General features: G+C 76.4%; 14 protein-coding genes. 6 read left to right on the forward strand and 8 right to left on the reverse strand.

The annotated features are described in order from the left end of the window. Nucleotide 1 precedes the first annotated feature (1 nt). Nucleotides 2–1,153 carry a Gfo/Idh/MocA family protein gene (locus ACIP60_RS00075; RefSeq protein WP_400678537.1) on the reverse strand — a complete coding sequence of 384 codons (1,152 nt, stop codon included), beginning with the start codon at nt 1,151–1,153 and terminating at the stop codon, nt 2–4. Between the two features lie 311 nt (nt 1,154–1,464). On the opposite strand from ACIP60_RS00075, the gene ACIP60_RS00080 reads away from it, so the two are divergent. After that, the gene (locus ACIP60_RS00080; RefSeq protein WP_400678538.1) at nt 1,465–2,502 is read left to right on the forward strand and encodes a LacI family DNA-binding transcriptional regulator; all 1,038 of its coding nucleotides are present in this window, start codon (nt 1,465–1,467) and stop codon (nt 2,500–2,502) included. A gap of 512 nt (nt 2,503–3,014) precedes the next feature. Here the strand turns inward: ACIP60_RS00080 and atzF are convergent. The 6 genes from atzF to ACIP60_RS00110 all read right to left on the reverse strand — a co-directional run bounded on the left by atzF (nt 3,015) and on the right by ACIP60_RS00110 (nt 12,983). Beyond that, entirely contained in the window at nt 3,015–4,823 is a 1,809-nt protein-coding gene (atzF, locus tag ACIP60_RS00085; protein ID WP_400678540.1) for an allophanate hydrolase, read from the reverse strand. Next, nucleotides 4,820–8,449: an urea carboxylase gene (uca, locus tag ACIP60_RS00090; protein ID WP_400678541.1), complete on the reverse strand. Its 3,630-nt coding sequence runs from the start codon at nt 8,447–8,449 to the stop codon at nt 4,820–4,822. Before uca ends, atzF begins: the two co-directional genes overlap by 4 nt. 97 nt (nt 8,450–8,546) lie before the next feature. Further along, complete coding sequence (locus ACIP60_RS00095; RefSeq protein ID WP_400678542.1) at nt 8,547–10,247, reverse strand: allantoin permease; 1,701 nt, start codon at nt 10,245–10,247, stop codon at nt 8,547–8,549. A 199-nt stretch (nt 10,248–10,446) separates the two neighbouring features. Then, complete coding sequence (locus tag ACIP60_RS00100) at nt 10,447–11,160, reverse strand: GntR family transcriptional regulator (protein WP_400678544.1); 714 nt, start codon at nt 11,158–11,160, stop codon at nt 10,447–10,449. Between the two features lie 132 nt (nt 11,161–11,292). Beyond that, nucleotides 11,293–11,982: a TMEM175 family protein gene (locus tag ACIP60_RS00105; protein ID WP_400678546.1), complete on the reverse strand. Its 690-nt coding sequence runs from the start codon at nt 11,980–11,982 to the stop codon at nt 11,293–11,295. 248 nt (nt 11,983–12,230) lie between these two features. Further along, nucleotides 12,231–12,983, reverse strand: a complete 753-nt coding sequence (locus tag ACIP60_RS00110; protein ID WP_400678548.1) for a TetR/AcrR family transcriptional regulator — start codon at nt 12,981–12,983, stop codon at nt 12,231–12,233. 164 nt (nt 12,984–13,147) lie between these two features. Here ACIP60_RS00110 and ACIP60_RS00115 point away from each other — a divergent pair, with 164 nt between their 5' ends. Both ACIP60_RS00115 and ACIP60_RS00120 read left to right on the forward strand, forming a co-directional pair. Beyond that, entirely contained in the window at nt 13,148–14,647 is a 1,500-nt protein-coding gene (locus ACIP60_RS00115; protein WP_400678549.1) for an APC family permease, read from the forward strand. A gap of 70 nt (nt 14,648–14,717) precedes the next feature. Next, nucleotides 14,718–16,364, forward strand: coding sequence for an amidohydrolase (locus ACIP60_RS00120; protein ID WP_400678551.1), 1,647 nt, complete (start codon nt 14,718–14,720; stop codon nt 16,362–16,364). A 6-nt stretch (nt 16,365–16,370) separates the two neighbouring features. On the opposite strand, the gene ACIP60_RS00125 is transcribed toward ACIP60_RS00120, so the two are convergent. Continuing rightward, a complete protein-coding gene (locus ACIP60_RS00125; RefSeq protein ID WP_400678553.1) occupies nt 16,371–16,907 on the reverse strand; it encodes a hypothetical protein in 537 nt (178 codons plus the stop codon). A gap of 233 nt (nt 16,908–17,140) precedes the next feature. Between ACIP60_RS00125 and ACIP60_RS00130 the strand changes: the two genes are divergently transcribed. The 3 genes from ACIP60_RS00130 to ACIP60_RS00140 all read left to right on the forward strand — a co-directional run bounded on the left by ACIP60_RS00130 (nt 17,141) and on the right by ACIP60_RS00140 (nt 19,814). After that, complete coding sequence (locus tag ACIP60_RS00130) at nt 17,141–17,830, forward strand: hypothetical protein (protein ID WP_400678554.1); 690 nt, start codon at nt 17,141–17,143, stop codon at nt 17,828–17,830. A 113-nt stretch (nt 17,831–17,943) separates the two neighbouring features. Next, a complete protein-coding gene (locus ACIP60_RS00135) occupies nt 17,944–19,116 on the forward strand; it encodes a sensor histidine kinase (protein ID WP_400678555.1) in 1,173 nt (390 codons plus the stop codon). A 71-nt stretch (nt 19,117–19,187) separates the two neighbouring features. Further along, the gene (locus ACIP60_RS00140) at nt 19,188–19,814 is read left to right on the forward strand and encodes a response regulator (protein WP_400679890.1); all 627 of its coding nucleotides are present in this window, start codon (nt 19,188–19,190) and stop codon (nt 19,812–19,814) included. Nucleotides 19,815–19,833: the final 19 nt, after the last annotated feature.

The following is a 19,833-nucleotide window of genomic DNA, read 5'->3' on the forward strand; positions in this document are numbered from 1 at the left end:
GTCAGAGGCTGAGCTCGGGCACCTCGAGGCGGCGGCCCTCGCGGGCGGAGCGCAGCCCCAGCTCGGCGAACTGCACGCCCTTCGCACCCTCCAGCAGGTCCCACCGGTACGGCGCGCCGGTCGCCACGTGCCGCAGGAACAGCTCCCACTGCACCTTGAAGCCGTTGTCGAACTCGTCGTTGTCCGGCACCTGCTGCCACTGCCCGCGGAACCGCTCGGTGGCCGGCAGGTCCGGGTTCCACACCGGCTTCGGCGTCGAACCACGGTGCTGGATGCGGCAGTTGCGCAGACCGGCGACCGCGCTGCCCTCGGTGCCGTCCACCTGGAACTCCACCAGCTCGTCCCGGTCGACCCGCACCGCCCAGGACGAGTTGATCTGCGCGACGATCCCGCCCTCCAGCTCGAACACCCCGTACGCGGCGTCGTCCGCCGTCGCCCGGTACGGCCGGCCCGACTCGTCCACCCGCTGCGGGACGTGGGTGGCGGTGTGCGCGTACACCGAGCGGACCGGGGCGATGATGCCGTCCAGCACGTACCGCCAGTGCGGGAACATGTCGAGGATCATGCCGCCGCCGTCCTCGGCCCGGTAGTTCCAGGACGGGCGCTGCGCGCTCTGCCAGTCGCCCTCGAACACCCAGTAGCCGAACTCGCCGCGCACCGACAGGATGCGGCCGAAGAAGCCGCCGTCGACCAGCCGCTTGAGCTTCAGCAGGCCCGGCAGGAACAGCTTGTCCTGCACCGCGCCGTTGCGGACCCCGGCCTCCCGGGCCAGCCGCGCCAACTCCAGTGCGCCCGCCAGCGATTCGGCGGTCGGCTTCTCCGTGTAGATGTGCTTGCCGGCGGCGATCGCCGCCTTGATCGACGCCTCCCGGGCCGGGGTGACCTGGGCGTCGAAGTAGATCTCCGCGAGCGGGTGGGCGAGCGCCTCGTCCAGCGAGGTGCTCCAGTGCTCCAGCCCGTGCCGGGCGGCCAGCGCCTCCAGCTTGGCGGCGCTGCGCCCGACCAGGATCGGCTCGGGCCACAGCACCTCGCCGTCGCCGAGCGGCAGGCCGCCCTGTTCGCGGATGGCCAGGATCGAGCGCACCAGGTGCTGGCGGTAGCCCATCCGACCGGTGACGCCGTTCATGACGATGCCGATGACCTTGCGGGACATGGGGGTTCCTTGTCTGAGTGGTGACGAGGGGGCGGGGAGGGGGAGGAGGGGGTGACGGCGGGGGTGCCTCCGGGTCCGGACGGCCGGAAACCGCTCTCCGAACCGGCTTCCGGCTGGGGCGGGACGTGGCGTCCGGGAGGTTCGGAGGCAAGATGGAAAGCGCTTTCCGAGATGGCCCTCAGAGGTGCTGGAAAGCGCTTTCCAAGCACTGAGGCTAGGCGGCCGGATCGCCCCGGTCAAGGCGCTCCGGTCAGGCGGTAGCCTGTTCCCTCGGTCAGCGAGGGAACAGGGCGAGGGAACGAGGAGCACCCGTGGCAGTCACTCTCGGCGACGTGGCCCGGCACGCCGGGGTCTCGCTCGCCACCGCCTCCCGGGCCCTGAACGGCTCGGCCCGCTCGGTGACGGAGGAACTGTCGGCGCGGGTGCGGGCGAGCGCCGCCGCCCTCGGCTACCTCCCCAACGCCCCGGCCCAGGCGCTGGCCCGCTCCTCCGGCACGACGGTCGGTGTGCTGCTGCACGACGTCGCGGACCCGTACTTCGGCGGGATCGCCCGCGGCGTGGGCGACGCCGCCGCCCGGGACGGGCTGCTCACGCTGGTCACCAGCACGGACGGCGATCCCCGGCGGGAGTTGCAGACCATCCGGATGCTGCACGCGCACCGGGTACGGGCGATCGTGCTGGCCGGGTCGGCGTACAGCGACGTCACGGCGGTCCGCGAACTGGACGAGGCGCTGACCGCCTACGAGGCCCAGGGCGGCCGGGTGGTGGCGATCGGCGACCACGGCCCGCTGTACGACACCGTGCACGTCCACAACCGCGAGGGCGCCGCCTCGCTGACGTACGCGCTGGCCCAGCTGGGGCACCGCCGCTTCGCGGTGATCACCGGGCCGCGGCGGCTGCGGGTCTCCGCCGACCGGCTGGAGGGCGTGCTGGAGGCGCTGGGCGAGGTGGGCCTCACGCTGCCCGAAGGGATGCTCCAGCACACGGAGTTCACCCGCGAGGGCGGGAAGGCGGCCATGGCGCGCATCCTGGACACCGCCCGGGAGCACGGCACCCCCGGCCCCACGGCGGTGATCGCCCTCTCCGACATCTGCGCCGCCGGGGCGCTCGCCGAACTGCGCGACCGGGACATCCCCGTCCCGGCCGGGATCTCGGTAGCCGGCTTCGACGACATCCCCCTGGCGACCGACCTGGCCCCGGCCCTCAGCACCGTCCGACTGCCGCTCACCGCGATGGGCGAGTCCGCCGTCCGGCTCGCCCTCCGCGAGCGCGGCGCGACCGCCCAGCGGAGCGAGGTCTTCGCCGAGGTGGTGCTGCGCGACAGCACTGCGGCCCCGGCGAGGGACTGAGGCCCTGGCAGCCGCCGCCGGTGGCGGTGGCGGTGGCGGCGGTGGTGGTCGGCGGGAGCCGGGTTCGGCGGCGGCCCGGCCGTCCCGTGGGTTCGGGGCGGGGACGCGTCCGCCCGGCGGGAGGGCCGGGGCGATCGGTGGCCTGGGGCGCGGCAGCCCGGAGGTCGGGTGTCCGCCCCGCCGAGTTCGCCGCCGTGGCGGCGGCCGTCCTGCTCCGTCCGTGCGGGAAGAGCGCTCTCGTCCGGGTCCGTTCCGTCCGGGTCCGTTCCGTCCGGGTCCGTTCCGTCCGGGGCCGTTCCGTCCGGGGCCGTTCCGTCCGGGGCCGGGGCTGCGTGCTCTCGGATCCGTGGACGGCGCCGCCGTGCCCGGTGGTCGGCGGGAGCCGGGTTCGGCGGCGGCCCGGCCGTCCCGTGCGTTCGGGGGTGGGTCCGCCCGAGGGCGGTGGTTGGGGGGGCGGTTCTCGCTCGGGCCCCGGTACCGGTCGGGGCGGTTCGGACGGTCGGTCGGCGGGGTCAGGGGTGCGGCCGGGTGGCCAGGTAGGCGAGCCAGTCGCCGTGGTGGGTGATGTCGGGGCCGGTGGCCGCGGTGTGCGGGTCGCACTGGAAGCCCAGGACCCAGGTGGCGTCGTCGAGTTGGATGCGGCCCAGGGACATCGGGGCGGGGAGGTCGGCGAGGAAGCGGCCCAGGGCGGCGGGGGAGAGGGTCCACCGTTCGCCGGTGACCGTGCCGCCCCCGTCCGGGCCGACGTGGACCAGGCCGGGTTTGGGGGGTGTGGTGGGGAGGGCGGTCAGACGGTAGGCGGGGGCGGTGCGGACGGGGCCCGCGTAGCGGGCGCCAGGGTCGGTGAGGTGGTGGTTGAGGGGCTGGCCGCGGCGATGGGCGCCGAGCACGACCAGGTCGATGCCGGTGTCGGGAAGGGGGGTCGGGAGGTCCTCGCCGGTGAGGCGGGCGGCCAGGTCGAGGCCGACCTGGTCGTCGAAGGCGCGGGTGAGGACGCTGACGCCGAACGGGCTGCCGTCCGCCTCGCCGGCCGGGACGGCGACGGCGGCCAGGTCGAGCAGGTTGACGAAGTTGGTGTAGGTGCCGAGCCGGGAGTTGACGCCAACGGGGTCGGCCCGGACGGCGGCGAGGGTGGGGTGCTCGGTGGTGGTGGGCAGCAGGAGCGCGTCGAAGCCGGCCAGCAGGCGGGCGGCGTCGGCCCGGTGGCGGTCGAGGCGTTCCTGGTCGGCGGCGAGGGCGTGGGCGGGCAGGTCGGCCGCGGCGAGGACGATGGCGGCGACGGTGGGGTCGGCGCCCTCCGGGTCGCGGGCGAGGAACTCCCCGACGGCCGCGTACCGTTCGGCGACCAGGGCGCCGTCGTAGAGCAGCCGGGCCGCCGCCAGCAGGGGCGAGACGTCGACGGCGGCGGTCTCCGCGCCGGTCTCCCGCAGGCGGGCGGCGGCCGCGTGGAAGGCGGCCCGGGCCTGCTCGGACAGCGGCGCGAGGTCCTGCTCGCGGGGCAGCGCCACCCGGGGCCGCTCCGGTGCCGCCAGCCGGACGGCGTCGGGCCAGGCGCGGCTGCGCGGGTCGGCCGGGTCGGGGCCGGTCAGCACGGCCAGCGCGGGCAGCGCCTCGGCCAGGGTGCGGGCGAAGACGGTGACGGCGTCGTAGGGGCGGGCGGCGGGGACGACCCCGGTGGTGGGGACCAGGCCGAGGGTCGGTTTGACGCCGACGATGCCGTTGAACGCGGCGGGCACCCGGCCCGAGCCCGCGGTGTCGGTGCCGAGCGCGAAGTCCGCGATGCCGAGCGCGACGGCGACCGCGGAGCCGGAGCTGGAGCCGCCGGAGACCTTCTCCGGGTGGTGGGCCGCGCGCACCGCGCCGTACGGGCTGCGGGTGCCGACCAGCCCGGTGGCGAACTGGTCCATGTTGGTCTTGCCGAGCACGATCGCGCCCGCGGCGGCCAGCCGCCGCACGGCGGTGGCGGACACCTCCGGGTGCCGGGCGTAGCCGGGGCAGGCGGCGGTGGTGGGCAGGCCCGCGACGTCGATGTTGTCCTTGACGGCGTACAACAGGCCCCGCAGCGGCAGGAGTTCACCGGCCGCCGCGCGGGCGTCGAGGGCGCGGGCCTCGGCCGCGACCTCCTCCCGGGGGCGCAGGGTGATCCAGACCTCCGGCCGGTCGGCCTCCTCGATGCGCCGGTAGGCGGCGGCGACGCGCTCCTCGGCCGTGGCGGCCGTGGCGGCCGTGGCGGCCGTGACGGCTTCGGCGGTCCCGGCGGTCCCGGCGGTCCCGGGGGCGGGGGCGGCGGGGGCGGCGCTCTCGGGGGTGGTGCGGTTCACGCTGCTTCCTCTCGCAGGACGACGGTCAACGGGGTGCCGGCGTCGATCTGCTGGCCGGGGGCGACCAGCACGTCGGCGACGACGCCGGCCGACGGGGCGCGGACGACGACCTCCATCTTCATGGCCTCCAGCACGATCAGCGGCTGCCCCGCCGCGACCCGGGTGCCGGGTGCGGCGGCCACCTTCCACACGCTGGAGCTGAGCGGCGCCTCCACCAGCCCGGCGCCGGGCGGCAGCGCGCGGGGCGCCGCCGCCGGGGCCGGGACGGGCTCGGGCCGGTCGGCGAGTTCGCCCGCGGCCTCCCAGGCCCGCCGCTCGGCGGCGAAGGCGGCGGACTGGCGGGCCCGGAAGGCGGCGATGCCGTCGGCGTTCTCGGCCAGGAAGCGTTCGTGCGCGGCCAGCGAGAAGGTGCCGGGGCGGATGTCGAGCGCGCGGCGGCCGGCGGCCAGGTCCGCCCGGACGTCGAGGAGTTCGGCCGGGGAGACGGGGTGCCAGACGATCCGGTCGAAGAAGCGCAGCAGCCAGGGGATGCCGTCCGCGAAGGACCGGCCGGGGCGCAGGCCGCCCCAGATCGGGACGGTGCGGCCGATCAGCTGGTAGCCGCCGGGGCTCTCCATGCCGTAGACGCACAGGTAGGAGCCGCCGATGCCGACGCCGGCCTCGGCGGTCCAGGTGCGGGCCGGGTTGTACTTGGTGGTGACCAGGCGGTGGCGGGGGTCGAGCGGGGTGGCGGCGGGGGCGCCCAGGTAGACGTCGCCGAGGCCGAGCACCAGGTACCGGGCGTCGAAGACGGTCCGGCGGACGTCGTCGACCGAGTCGAGGCCGTTGATCCGGCGGATGAACTCGATGTTGGACGGGTTCCACGGGGCGTCGTCGCGCACCGAGGTGCGGTAGCGGGAGATCGCCTCGTCCACCGTGGGGTCGTCCCAGGACAGCGGCAGGTGGACCTCCCGGCTGGGCACGGTGAGGTCGTGCGCGGCGGGGAGCCGGTCCTCGGCCTCCTGGAGCAGGCCGAGCAGGGTGCGCAGCGGGAGCGCGTCGGGGTCGGTGTGCAGGTGCAGCGAGCGGACGCCGGGGGTGATGTCGACCAGGCCGCGGGGCCGGTGCGCGGCGAGGTGCCCGGCCAGGGCGTGCACCCGCATCCGCAGGGCCAGGTCGAGGGCCATCGGGCCGTACTCGACCAGGATGTTGTCGTCGGCGCCGCGCCGGTAGACCACCTCGGGCGCGGTGTCGGTGGCGGGGCGGCGGGCGAGGACGCCGTCGTCGGGGTCGGGGCCGTCGGCGGGCAGGGTGCGCGGGGCGGGGGAGCGGCGCAGCTCGGCGGCGCGGGCCTCGGTGACGGGGACGAAGCGGACGGTGTCGCCGGGGCGCAGCTGTCCGGCCTTCCAGCGCTCGCCGGCAACCACGGTGAACGGGCAGGCGAAGCCGCCGAGGCTGGGGCCGTCGGGGCCGAGGATGGCGGGGGTGTCGCCGGTGAGGTTGACGGCGCCGACGGAGTACGCGGTGTCGTGGACGTTGGAGGGGTGCAGTCCGGCCTCGCCGCCGTCGGGCCGGGCCCACTCGGGGCGGGGGCCGATCAGCCGCACGCCGGTGCGGGCGGACTGGGCGGAGACCTTCCAGTCGGCGCCGTACACCGTCCGCAGGCCGGCCCGGGTGAGGAAGTCCGGTGCGGGGTGCGGGCCTTCGGAGACCGCGAGCCGCCAGCGGGTGGTGAAGTGCGGGCGCCGGGCGGCGGGGACGGCGGCGGGCGCGGGCGCGCCGGGCGCGGGGTCGGCCGGGCGCAGCACGTCGCCGGTGCGCAGGGCCCGTCCGGCGTGGCCGCCGAAGCCGCCCAGGGTGAAGGTGGCGGTGCTGCCGAGGTAGGCGGGCAGGTCGAGGCCGCCGCGCACCAGCACGTACGTCCGCATGCCGGGCCCGGCGGGGGTGCCGACCTCCAGCAGGGCGCCGGCGGGCAGGTCGAGCGGCTCCCACTGGGCGGCGGGGGCGCCGTCGACCGTGACCGGGGCCGGGGCGCCGGTGACGCAGACGACGGCGGGCCGGGAGAAGCGCAGGGCCGGGCCCTCCAGGGTGCACTCCAGGCCGGGGGCGCCCTGCGGGTTGCCGACGGCGGTGTTGCCGAGCCGGAAGGAGAGGTCGTCCATCGGACCGCCGGGCGGTATGCCGACGTCCCAGTGGCCGGTGCGGCCGGGCCAGTCCTGCACGGTGGTGAGGGTGCCGCCGCGGACCACGTCGATCCGCGGGCGCGGGTCGGTGACGCCGGCCAGGGTGGCGGTGGTGTGCCGGGCCGCCAGCACCTCGGGGGTGCGGCAGGCGGCGCGCAGCAGACCGAGGTTGGTCTCGACGCCGTCGATCCGGGTGGCTTCCAGGGCCTCGGCCAGCCGGGCGAACGCCTCGGCGCGGTCGCGGCCGGTGGCGATCACCTTGGCGAGCATCGGGTCGTAGGCGGGGGAGACCTCCTGGCCGGTCTCCACCCAGCCGTCCACCCGCACCCCGGCGCCGGGAGCACCGCCGGTGGCGCCGTCGGGAGCACCGCCGGGGAGTTCGACCCGGGTGAGCAGGCCGGAGCTGGGCCGGTGGTCCTGGCCCGGGTCCTCGGCGTAGAGCCGGGCCTCGACGGCGTGCCCGCGGACGGGCGGGCCGTCGGGGCCGACGCCGGCCAGCAGGTCCCGCTCGCCGCGGGCCAGCCGCAGCATCCAGCCGACCAGGTCGACGCCGGTGATCTGCTCGGTGACCGGGTGCTCCACCTGGAGGCGGGTGTTGACCTCCAGGAAGGCGGCCTCCTCGCGTTCGGCGTCGTAGACGAACTCCACGGTGCCGGCCGAGCGGTAGCCGACCGAGGCGCACAACTCCCGCGCGCTGCGGTGCAGTCGCTCGCGCAGTGCGGCCGGGAGGCCGGGGGCCGGGGCCTCCTCCAGGACCTTCTGGTGGCGGCGCTGCAACGAACAGTCCCGGTCGCCGAGGCTGACGACCCGTCCGGTGCCGTCGCCGAAGACCTGCACCTCGACGTGCCGGGCCCGGGCGACGTACCGCTCCAGGAAGACCCCGCCGTCGCCGAAGTTGCCCCGGGCCAGCCGGGTGACCTGGTCGTGGGCGGCCCGCAGTTCGTCCGGCCCGGCGCAGGCCCGCATGCCGATGCCGCCCCCGCCGCCGGTGGCCTTGAGCATCACCGGGTAGCCGATCTCCTCGGCCGCGCGCAGCGCCTCCTCCGGTCCGGCCAGCAGTCCGGTGCCGGCCAGCAGCGGGACCCCGGCGGCCTCGGCCGCCGCGCGGGCGGTGTGCTTGGCGCCGAAGACCTCCAGCTGGCGGGGGGTGGGGCCGACGAAGACCAGGCCGGCGGCCTCCGCGGCGGCGGCGAACGCCGCGTTCTCGGACAGGAAGCCGTACCCGGGGTGGACCGCCCCGGCGCCCGTCGCGCGGGCCGCGGCCAGCACCAGGTCGGCCCGCAGGTAGCTCTCGGCGGCGGGCGCCGGGCCCAGCCGGACGGCCTCGTCGGCCATCCGGACGTGCGGGGCGGTGCGGTCGGCGTCGGAGTACACGGCGACGGTCCGCAGACCGAGCGCGGACGCGGAGCGGATGACGCGGCAGGCGATCTCGCCGCGGTTGGCGACGAGCAGGGTGTCGAACACGACGGCGGCTCCTCAGGGGCGGGCCGGACGGGGCCGGGCGGGGTCGGGCGGGCCGGTACGGGGCGGCCGGTCCGCCCCGTACCGGTGGCGGAGCGGGTTACGCGGTGGCGGACGCGGCGGGCGTGACGGGTGCGGCGGGCGCGGCGGGCAGCACGTGGTCGCCGACCCGGTCGGTGCTCAGGCACAGCGAGCAGACGACGGCGTCGTGGGTGGCGCAGGCGGCCAGGTCGGGGCGCTCGTACGGCTGGTGGCAGACGTGGCAGACCAGGGTGGCCGCGCTCGGGTTGCCCTCGTCGTCCAGCAGCGGCTCGGCCAGGCCGTCGTCGGTGCGGCGCAGGTAGTACCGGCCCCGGGTGAGGACGGCCATCAGCGGGGTGAGGACGAAGGCGATCAGGGCGGCGGCCACCGGGGAGTACGGCTGGAGGGTGTCGCCCAGGGCGTGGAAGTACAGCGCGATGGACAGGCCCGAGGCGGCGGTGAAGGCGACCACGCCGACCGGGTTGACGGCGTACAGCATGCCGCGGCGGAACTCCGGTCGCAGCGGGGAGATCCGCAGCAGGTGCTTGTTGACGCCGATGTCGGTCGCGACGGTGACCACCCAGGCGATCGCGCAGTTCGAGTAGAAGCCCAGGACCCCGTTGAGGAAGCTGAACATGTCGGCCTCCATCAGGACGAGCGCGATGCCCAGGTTGACCAGGACGAAGACCATCCGCCCGGGGTAGCGCCGGGTGACCCGGGTGAAGGAGTTCGTCCAGGCGAGCGAGCCGGAGTAGGCGTTCGTCACGTTGATCTTGATCTGGCTGATCACCACCAGCACCACCGCCAGCGGGACGACCAGCCAGGACGGCAGCATCGCGTCGAAGGCGCCCTTGAACTGCCGGATCGGCTCGGGCGCGAGGCCGGGCCCGACCGCCGAGAGGATGTGCACGGCGAGGAAGACCCCGATCGCCTGCTTCAGCGCGCCGACCACCACCCAGCCCGGGCCGGCCAGCACCACCGCCGTCCACCACCCGCGCCGGTTGGCCGCCGTCCGGGGCGGCATGAAGCGCAGGTAGTCGATCTGCTCGCCGATCTGCGCGATCAGCGACAGGCAGACCCCGGCGCCCAGCAGCACCGAGGCGGTGTTGACCCCGCCCGCGCCGTCGGTGCCCGGGTAGGACAGGAAGCGGTGCACGCTGCCCGGGTCGGTGGAGATCAGGTACACCAGCGGGGAGACCATCAGCACCAGCCAGACCGGGGTGGTCCACACCTGGAGCCGGCTGAGCGCCTTCATGCCGTAGACCACCAGCGGGATCACCATCAGGGTGGAGACCAGGTAGCCCAGCCAGAGCGGCAGACCGAGGCCCAGCTTGAGGCCCTGGGCCATGATCGAGCCCTCGAGGGCGAAGAAGATGAAGGTGAAGCTGGCGAAGATGACGCTGGTCAGCACCGAGCCGTAGTAGCCGAAGCCGGAGCCGCGGGTGATCAGGTCCAGGTCGATGTTGTAGCGGGCGCCGTAGTACGCCAGCGGGTAGCCGGTGACGAAGATGACCACGGCGGCCACGGCGATCGCCACCAGCGCGTTGCCGGTGCCGTGGGCCAGGCCGATGCCGGCGCCGATCGAGAAGTCGGCCAGGTAGGCGATGCCGCCGAGGGCGGTGGTGGCCACCACCATCGGGGTCCAGCGGCGGTAACTGCGCGGCGCGAAGCGGAGGGTGTAGTCCTCCAGGGTCTCCTTCACCGCCTGCCCGGTGCCCGGTGCCGCCGACTGCGGGGGGCCGGGCTCGGCGGCTTTCACCAGGCGTGGCTCGACGTTCATGCGGTGCCTCCTTGCCGTGCGGAAGAGCGGAAGGGTGCGCGGGTACGCAGGTGTGCGGGTGCGGGTGCGGGTGCGGGTGCGGGTGCGGGTGCGGGTGCGGGTGCGCGGGCATGCGGGTGCGCGGGACGGCGTGCGAAGGGGGCGCGCGGCGGCGACGGGCGGTGCGCGGGCGGGGCGGCCGGACGGGGCGGACCCGGGGTCAGACCCGGTCCGCGTGCAGGGCCATCTGCGTCAGGGCACGCCGGGCGCGCTCCAGGACGACGTCCATGGAGGCCCCGACGTGGCTGTGCAGGGCGCGGTACGCCTCGTCCAGACGGCCATCCCGGACGTGCTCCATGATCTCGATGTGCTCGGTGACGGTGGAGTCCACCCGGTCCCGGGTGAGGAAGTCGTACATCCGGACCCGGCGGATCCGCCGGTTGACCGCCACCAGCGCCTCGGTGAGCGCGGGGTTGCCCGCGGCCCGGGACAGCGCGGTGTGGAACTCCTCGTCCAGCACGACGAACCGGGGGTCCGGCTCGGGGGGCGCCTCCCGGATCGCGTACCAGCGCCGCAGCTCCGCCTCGACCACCGCCGGGTCGTGCCGCAGCGAAGGGTCCTCCAACGCCCGTGCCACGCCGCGCAGTTCGAGCGTGACGCGGAGCTCGTACAGGTCCCGCAGCTGCGGGAGGTTCGGCACCACCGGGAAGTAGCCGCCGTCGCCGCGCTCGATCATCCCGTCCGACCGCAGCCGGGCCAGCGCCTCCCGCACCGGCGTCCGGGAGACCCCGAACCGGGCCGCCAGCCGCTCCTCGGTCAGCCGTTCGCGCAGCCCGATCCGACCGGACAGCAGCTCCTCGCTCAGCTCCGCGTGGACCCGCTCGCGGTGCGGGAGGCTCGGTGTGTCCGGGGATGTATACAGCGCTGTGTCCATGGCCGGAGACGCTAGGCAGCGGCCGTTTCCGCCGGACGCGCCCCGGGTGAAGGAGGCGTTTCGGAAGCCTCCCCGGGCAACGGCACGGTTAACGGCGCTGCTCACGGCCGGGCCTGACGGCCGCTCAGCCGCTCAGCCGTGCTCCCCGGCCCCGCCCCCGGCCCCGCCCCCGGCCCCGGCCCCGGTGCGGGCGGGGCCGAAGCCCTCGCTGGTGAGCAGGTAGAACGCGGGCACCAGCAGGAACACCCCCAGCGCGACCAGCGGGGCCAGCGCCGCGCCCAGCACGCCGGCCGCCGCGTAGAGGCCCACGCCGATCCACGACCGCAGGCTGCCGTGCCGCAGGTAGGACGGCTCCACCCCGGTGGCGAGCAGCTCCGGGCGGCGGCGCAGGCAGTGGTAGAGCACCACCCAGCTCAGGCACATCGCCGCGGCGACGCCCGCGTACAGGGCCACCGCCGTCCGGGCGTCCGCGCCGTCGAAGTCCTCCTGCAGCGCGCGGGAGAGCACCCCGGTGGGGAACGGCAGGGCCGCGGTGGTGAACAGCACCAGCAGGTTCGCGGCCTGCAGGCCGCGGTCGAGCGAGCGCACCCGGACGAACGCCTGGTGGTGGTTCAGCCAGATCACCGCCACGTAGCTGAACGAGGCCGCGTAGCCGACGTAGGCCGGCCACTGCTGGGCCAGCGCGTGCGCCAGACCCCCGCTGCGGTGCGGCGGGTCGGACAGGTCCAGCACCAGGATGGTCACGGCGATGGCGAAGACCCCGTCGCTGAACGCCTCGGCCCGCGCGGTGTCCGACCGGGTGAAGCGCGTCCCGGCACGCATCACCGGCCGCCGTCCGGCACGGGCACTCCCCGGGGGACCGCCACGAGGACCGCCACCAGGACCACCACCAGGACCGACACGAGCGACTCCACCGGGGCCGTCACCTCACCTTCGTCCGCCACCGGCGCCGGGCCGGCGGTCCGTGCCGCCCGCGGGCACGGGCGGCGCGGCATCCGTTCCCGCTGTCGCCGCCCGCCCCGGCCGCCGGGGCCCGACGTCCTCCGACCGGCCCACCCGCGGCCGCCCGGTCAGGCCACTGCGCCGTCCGCGCCGCCCGTCACTTCTCCGCCGCCCGCGCCGCCCGCGCCGTACGGGCTGAGCGCGGCGAGCCGGGCGAGCAGCAGGTCCAGCACGTCCGGGAAGGCGGAGCCGGCCATCTCGGGCAGGTGGTCCCGGACGGCGTGCAGGTGCGGGTACTCCGCGGCGGGGAGGTTGCCGTGGACGGAGCGCCAGGAGCGGTCCTGCTGGTCGCGCTGCTGCGCGGTGAGGGTGCGGACGTCGGCGTCGAGGGCGGCGTGGGCGAGGACGGTGTCGATGAAGGCGCGGTAGTGCCGCACCGCGTCGGCGGGGGAGAAGCCGGCCGCCAGCAGCAGGCCGATGCCGGTGTCGACCGCGCGGCACTCGGCCGGGCCGGCGGTGACCCGGGAGGCGCGGACGGCGGCCAGCCGCGGGTGGCGCAGCACCGAGCTGTGCACCCGCACCCCGAACTCGCGCAGGTCGGCCCGCCAGTCGGCGGTGGGGGCGAAGCCGTCGAGCGAGTCGCCGATCAGCCGGTCGGCGACCGCGAGCAGCAGGGCGTCGGTGTCGGCGAAGTAGCGGTAGACGGTGGACGGGTCACAGCCGAGGGCGGTGCCGAGCCGGCGCACGGTCAGGGCGTTCCCGCCGGGCGCCTCGATCAGGTCGAGCGCCGCGGTGACGATCAGCTCCTCGGTGAGCACGGTGCCGTTGCGGGTGGGGCGCCTGCGGCGGCGTTCGGCGGGGATGCGCGTCGGTTCCGGCACGTCGGGGCTCCTGGGGCGGGATCGGCGGCGCTGCGGGGCGTCCGCTCTTACGACAACTTATTGACGTAACTATGGCAGGGTTGTTTCATCGGTGCACCCCCCTCCGCCCGCCCCGCGCCGCTCAGGCCCGGGCGGAGGGTCCCCCACGAGTCGAGGAGACCGACATGGCCGCTGGCATCCCCGCCGGACCCCCCGCACCGGAGCTGCGGCGCACCCTGGGCGTGCGCGACGGCGTGGCGATCGCGGCGTCCAGCACGGCCGCCACCACCAGCATCGGCATCGGCATGGGCGCGCTCGCGGTGTACGCGGGCCGGCAGACCCCGGCGCTGCTGCTGGTCGCGTTCCTGCCGATCCTCGGCATCGCGCTCTCCTACGCCCGGCTCAACCGCACCGAGCCGAACTGCGGCAACGGCTACACCTGGGTCGGCCGCTCGGTCGGCGCCTGGCCGGGCTTCCTGACCGGCTGGGTGGTGCTGGTCGCCAACGTGGTCTTCATGGCCTACACCAGCGCGATCACCGGCTCGGTGGTGCTCCAGTTCGTCAACAAGGCCGGACTGCACCGCCTGCTCGGCGTCGGCCTCGACCCGGGCTCCACCGGGATCAGCACCGTGGTCGGCCTGGTCGCCCTGGTCGCCGTCACCGTCACCGCGGTGACCGGCGTGCGCTCCGCGACCCGCCTGCAGTGGGCGCTGCTCGCCTTCGAGTACACCGTGCTGCTGGTGTTCTGCACCTGGGCGATGCTCGCCGGGCACGAGTCGTTCTCCTGGAACTGGCTCGACCCGTTCGCCATCGACTCCTTCCGCTCCCTCGCCCAGGGCCTGGTGCTGGCGGTGTTCGTCTTCTGGGGCTGGGACGCCGCCTTCACCGTCAACGAGGAGACCAAGAACGCCTCCGACGCCTCCCGGGGCGGCCTGATCGCCCTGCTGGCGATGCTCGGCCTGCTGGTGTTCGCCGCGATCTCCTTCCAGCGCATCCTGGGCAACGACGAACTCGTCGCCCAGGGCCCGCAGGCCCTCACCTACCTCGGCGCGAAGCTCGCCCCCGAGCCGTGGGCCTCGCTCCCGCTGGCCGCGCTGATGTGCTCGGCGTTCGCCTCGCTCCAGTCCAGCGTCATCCCGACCGCGCGCGGCGCGCTCGCGATGGGCCGGGACCGGACCCTCGGCCGGCTGTGGACCAGAGTGCACCCCCGCTACGGCTCCCCGGCCGTCGGCACCCTGCTCATCATGGCGACGTCCGCCGCCGTGGCCGTCCTCGCCGTCGGCATCCCGAAGATCAACCTGATGATCCTCACCGCCGTGAACTCCATCGGCCTGATCGTCGCGCTCTACTACGGCCTGACCGCCCTGGCCTGCGCCGTCCGCTTCCGCGCCGACCTGCGCGCGGGCCTGTCGCCCGCCCTGCGCGGCGTCATCGTGCCCGGCCTCAGCGCCCTGGTGCTGTTCGGCCTCGGCGGGTACCTCGCCTACCAGTACGCCACCATGAGCGACCACTTCGAGGCCACCCCCGACAACGGCTGGTTCATGCTGCTGATCCCCGCGCTGATCGTCGGCTCCGGCCTGCTCGTCGCCGCCGTCGCCAAGTGGCGCCGCCGCTCCCCGTACTTCACCACCGGCCGGGGCACCGACGCCGACGCCATCGCCCTGCCCATGGACGCCACCGCCTGACCCGCCCGTCCGCCTTCTGCCCGTCCTCCGCCCGCCCTCCGTCCGTCCGCACCCCCGTCCTGGAGCCCGCATGCACGCCGCCACCGCCGACCTCGTGTTCACCGGAGGGCCGGTCCACACCGTCGACCCGGTCCGCCCGTACGCCACCTCGGTGGCGGTGCGCGGCGACCGCGTCCTCGCGGTCGGCCACGACGAGGTGCGCGACCTGGTCGGACCGGCCACCGAGGTCGTCGACCTGCGCGGCCGGCTGCTGATCCCGGGCTTCCAGGACGCCCACGTCCACCCCGTCGGCGCGGGCGTGGAGGCGGGCCAGTGCGACCTGTCCGGCGCCACCGGCCCGGCGGATTGCGCCGCCCGGATCCGCGCCTACGCCGACGCCCACCCCGACCGCCCCTGGATCACCGGCGGCGGCTGGTCGATGGAGTCCTTCCCCGGCGGCACCCCCGACCGCCACCTGCTCGACACCCTGGTGCCGGACCGCCCGGTCTACCTGGTCAACCGCGACCACCACGGCGCCTGGACCAACACCCGGGCCCTCGAACTCGCCGGCCTCGACCGCCGCACCCCCGACCCCGCCGACGGCCGGATCGAACGCGAGGCCGACGGCACGCCCGGCGGCACGCTCCAGGAGGGCGCCATGCGCCTGGTCGCCGACCACGTCCCCGCGGTGACCGCCGACGAGCAGCTGGCCGGCCTGCTGCACGCCCAGGCCGTCCTGCACGGGTACGGCATCACCGCCTGGCAGGACGCCCTGCTCGGCGCGCACGCCTCCACCCCCGACGCCGCGCCGGTCTACCGCCGCGCCGTGCGGGAGGGGCTGCTGACCGCCCGGGTCCGCGGTGCGCTGTGGTGGGAGCGGTCCGAGGGCCTCGGGCAACTGCCCGAACTCCTGCGCCGCCGGGAGGAGTTCACCCTCGGCGGGCTGAACACCCACACCGTGAAGATCATGCAGGACGGCATCGCCGAGAACGGCACCGCCGCCCTGCTCGGCCCCTACCTGGACGCCTGCGGCTGCGCCTCCGGCAACTCCGGCCTCTCCTTCGTCGACCCCCGCGAACTCGCCGAGGCCGTCACCGCACTGGACGCCGAGGGGTTCCAGGTCCACTTCCACGCCCTCGGCGACCGGGCCGTGCGCGAGGCGCTGGACGCCGTCGAGGCCGCCCTCCGGGCCAACGGCCGGCGCGACAACCGGCACCACCTGGCCCACCTCCAGGTGGTCGACCCGGCGGACGTCCCGCGCTTCCGCGCGCTCGGCGCCACCGCCAACGTCCAGGCCCTGTGGGCGGCCCACGAACCCCAGATGGACGAGCTCACCATCCCCTTCCTCGGCCGGGACCGGGCCGCCCGCCAGTACCCGTTCGCCGACCTCGTCCGCAGCGGCGCCACCCTCGCCGCCGGCAGCGACTGGCCGGTCTCCAGCCCCGACCCGATCGCCGCCCTGCACACCGCCGTCAACCGCCACCAGCCCGGCTCCGACCGCCCGGTCTTCCTCCCCGAGCAGCGCATCCCGCTGCACACCGCGCTCGCCGCCTACACCGCGGGCAGCGCCCACGTGAACCACCTCGACGACACCGGCACCATCACCCCCGGCAAGCTCGCCGACCTCGCCGTGCTCGACCGCGACGTCTTCGCCCGCCCCGCCGAGGAGATCGCGCTGGCCCGCGTCCTGGAGACCTTCGTCGGCGGCCGCCGGGTCCACCGCGCCCCCGACGCCTGACCCGCCTCAGGCCCGGTCGGCCGGGACGCCCCGGCCGACCGGACCCAGGACGGTCCGGGTGCGGGCGGCGAGCGCGGCCGTGCGGGTGAGCATCATCGCCACGGCCATCAGCAGCAGGGCGTCGGTCAGGGCGTCGCCGGAGACCCGGTGCTCGCGCATCCAACCGCCGAGCGGGGCCGCGAACCAGTGGACCGAGCCGTAGGAGAAGGCGGCCCTGGCCCCGATGACGCCGACCCACACGGCCGCGTACGCCCAGCCGGCCCGGCTGACGGGGCGCCCGGTGCGCGGGCTGCGGTAGACCCGGAACGCCGCGGCGGCCAGGGCGCCGCCCAGCAGCCCGGCGACCACCCCGGCGATCTCCAGGGACAGGCCGGCGCCGGAGAGCGCGGGGTTCCGCACGAACAGCGGCACGATGGCCCCGGCGGCCAGGACCGGGCGCAGCAGCCGGAAGGCGCCGATCCGGCGGTGCGGCCCGAGGTCGGCCTCCAGGATGGCGAACAGGACGGCGGCGTTGACGACGAGCGCCTGGGCGGTGGGGGACATCGGGGGGCCTTCCGGTACGGAGCGGTGCCTGACCCGGCCCACGCTCCCCGGCCGCCCCCGGTCCGCGCGTCGCCCGCCGCGGTGACCTCCGGGGTGGAACGGGCCGGCCGGACGTCACCCCGGAGGTCACCGCACGGGGTGACGCCCGGCCGGGGAGCCCGTCCCTAGCCTGGCTGTCCTCCGGCGGCCCCCTCCTTCTCCCGGCGCCGCCCCGACCGTCAGGAACCTGGCCGATGCCGACCCTCCTCCGGGTGCTGCCCGTGCTCGTGACCGTCGCCGCCGTGGCGGTGCGGCAGTGGCGGGGCGGCCCGCTGCGCCCGCGCCGCGTGCTCCTCGCGCCGCTCCTCCTGCTCGTCCTCGGTCTGTTCACCCGGGCGGGGCTCGGCGGCCCGGCGGCCCTGCTCGCCCTGGCCCCGGCGGACGCCGTCCTGCTGGCGGTCGCCGCCGCGGGGGCCGCCGCGGTCGGCGCGGGCCAGGGGCGGACGCTGCGGTTGGAGGACCGGGCCGGGGTGCTCTGGGCCCGGATGCCCGCGGCCGGACTCTGCTGGTGGCCGGTGCTCGCGGGACTGCGCGCGGCGACGGCCCACGCGGGCGCGGCAGCGGGTGCCCACGCGGCGGCCTCCGGTGCCACCGCCGTCCTGTTCCTGGGCGCGAACCGGCTCGGGCAGGCAGCCGTCCTGCTGCCGCGCGCCCGGGCGACCGGCCTGCCGTCCGCCACCGGTCTGCCGCCCGGGGCCGCCGCCCGGCCCGGCCGTCCGGCCGGGCACCGCCCGCAGCCCCTGCTCCGGGGGCCGAACCCGCGCGGGGAACAGCGGTACGGGGCCCCGCACCGCGACCGCGACCGCCACCGGGACCGCCGGGAGGAGCGGCGCCGGGAACGGTCGGCCACGCGTCCGGACCGCCGCCGCGGCGGTGCCCGGTGAACCGGGCCGCAGCCACGGCCCCCGTCGCCGACCGGGAACCGCCGGCGCCCGGACCGCCGGGGCGCCCGTCCGCCCGCCGCTCCGCCACCGGATCGGCGACTTATCGTGGAGCTGTGCTCCGCACCGTCTCCTGGACGATCCGAGGCGTGGCCTTCGCGCTGATCGGCCTCGACACCTTCGTCCGTTCCACCGGCCTGCCCACGGGCCCCGGCCGGACGGCGATCGCCGCCGGCTACCTGTTCTGCGGCGGCTGCCTGGCGCTCTGGGCCGTCCTCGACCTGCGCGCCCCCGTGGGCGCGCCCGCGGGCGGACCGGCCGTGCCGCTGCTGCTCGGGGCGGTGTCCGCCGTCGCCGGGGCCGCCTGCGCGCAGCCCGGGGCGGGCACGACGGTGGGCCTCGCGGCGATCGCGGTGATCGCCGCGGGCAGTGACCTCCCGCTGTCGGCCGGGTGGACCGTGGCCGCGCTCGGCGTGCTGGCCGTGCAGGCCGGTGCGCTGGCCTCGGGCGCCGGCCGCGGGGTCTTCCTCGGCTACCCGCTGCTGCTGGTGGTCGCCCTGCTGGCCGGTCACAACCGGCGGGCGCACCGGCTCCGGGCCGAGCAGGCGGCCCTGCTGCTCGACCGGTCCGAGGAACTGCGCGCGGAGCAGCGCCGTACCGCGGTGCTGGACGAACGCGCCCGCATCGCCCGGGAGATCCACGACGTGCTCGCGCACTCGCTCGGGGCGCTCGGCATCCAGATCCAGCTGGCCCGCGCCCTCGCCGCCCAGGACGGCGGCCCGCCCCCCGACCCGCGGCTGCTGGAGACCCTCGACCGGGCCCGCCGGATGGCCTCCGACGGACTGGTCGAGACCCGCCGCGCCGTGCACGCGCTGCGCGGCGGCGACGTCCCGCTGCCCGAGGGGCTGGAGGCCGCGGCGGCGGAGCACCGCCTGCGCCACGCGGCGTCCGTCCGGCTGGAGGTGCACGGCGCCCGGGGCCCGGCGCTCGGCCCCGAGCAGAACCTCCACCTCCTGCGGACGGCGCAGGAGGCCCTGGTCAACGCCGCCAAACACGCACCCGGGCGGCCGGTGTCCGTCACCCTCGACTACCGGGAGCGCCACGTGTCGCTGACCGTCTCCAACCCGCTGTGCCCGCCCGGCCCCGGGCGGGTGGAGGCCGGGGTCGCGACGGTCGACGGGGGCTACGGGCTCACCGGCATCCGGGAGCGCCTGGCGCTGCTGGGCGGCACGCTGCGTGCCGACGGCGCCGACGGCATCTGGACCCTCACCGCGCGGGTGCCGCGGTGAGCGCGGACCCCGGCCCGCTGCGGATCGTCGTCGCCGACGACCAGGCCAGCATCCGGGAGGGGCTGGCGATCATGCTGGGCCTGCTGCCCGGGATCGAGGTGGTGGCGACCGCCGCCGACGGCGAGGAGGCCGTCGCCCAGGTCGAACGGCACCGGCCGGACGCCGTGCTGATGGACCTGCACATGCCCCGCCTGGACGGGACCGGTGCCACCCGGGTCCTCGCGCGCGAGCACCCGGGCGTCGCGGTCGTCGTCCTGACCACCTACGTCGACGACGCCTCGGTCCTGGCGGCGCTGCGGGCCGGGGCGTGCTCCTACCTGACCAAGGACGCGGACCGGGCGGACATCGCCGCCGCCCTGCGCGCCGCGCACGGGGGCTTCGCCGTGCTCGACCCCCGGGTGCGCGGGGCGCTCCTCGCCGCGGCCGGCCCGGCACCGGACCCGCCGCCTTTCCCGGACCCGGCCCCCGCCCCCGCTCCGGAAGGCCCGCGGCCGGACGGGCTGACCGCCCGGGAGGCCGAGGTGCTGGCCCTGGTGGCCCGCGGGCTCAGCAACCGGGAGATCGGCGCGGCCCTCTTCCTCAGCAACAACACCGTCAAGACCCACATCAACCGGATCTTCGCCAAGACCGGCTGCCGCGACCGGGTCGCCGTCGTCCACTACGCGCGGCAGCACGGACTGGGCGGCCCGGTGCCGTGACCGGCCGGGGCCGCGGCGC

The sequence above is a fragment of the Kitasatospora sp. NPDC088783 genome, from assembly GCF_044750705.1.
Classification (GTDB): Bacteria; Actinomycetota; Actinomycetes; order Streptomycetales; family Streptomycetaceae; genus Kitasatospora; species Kitasatospora fiedleri.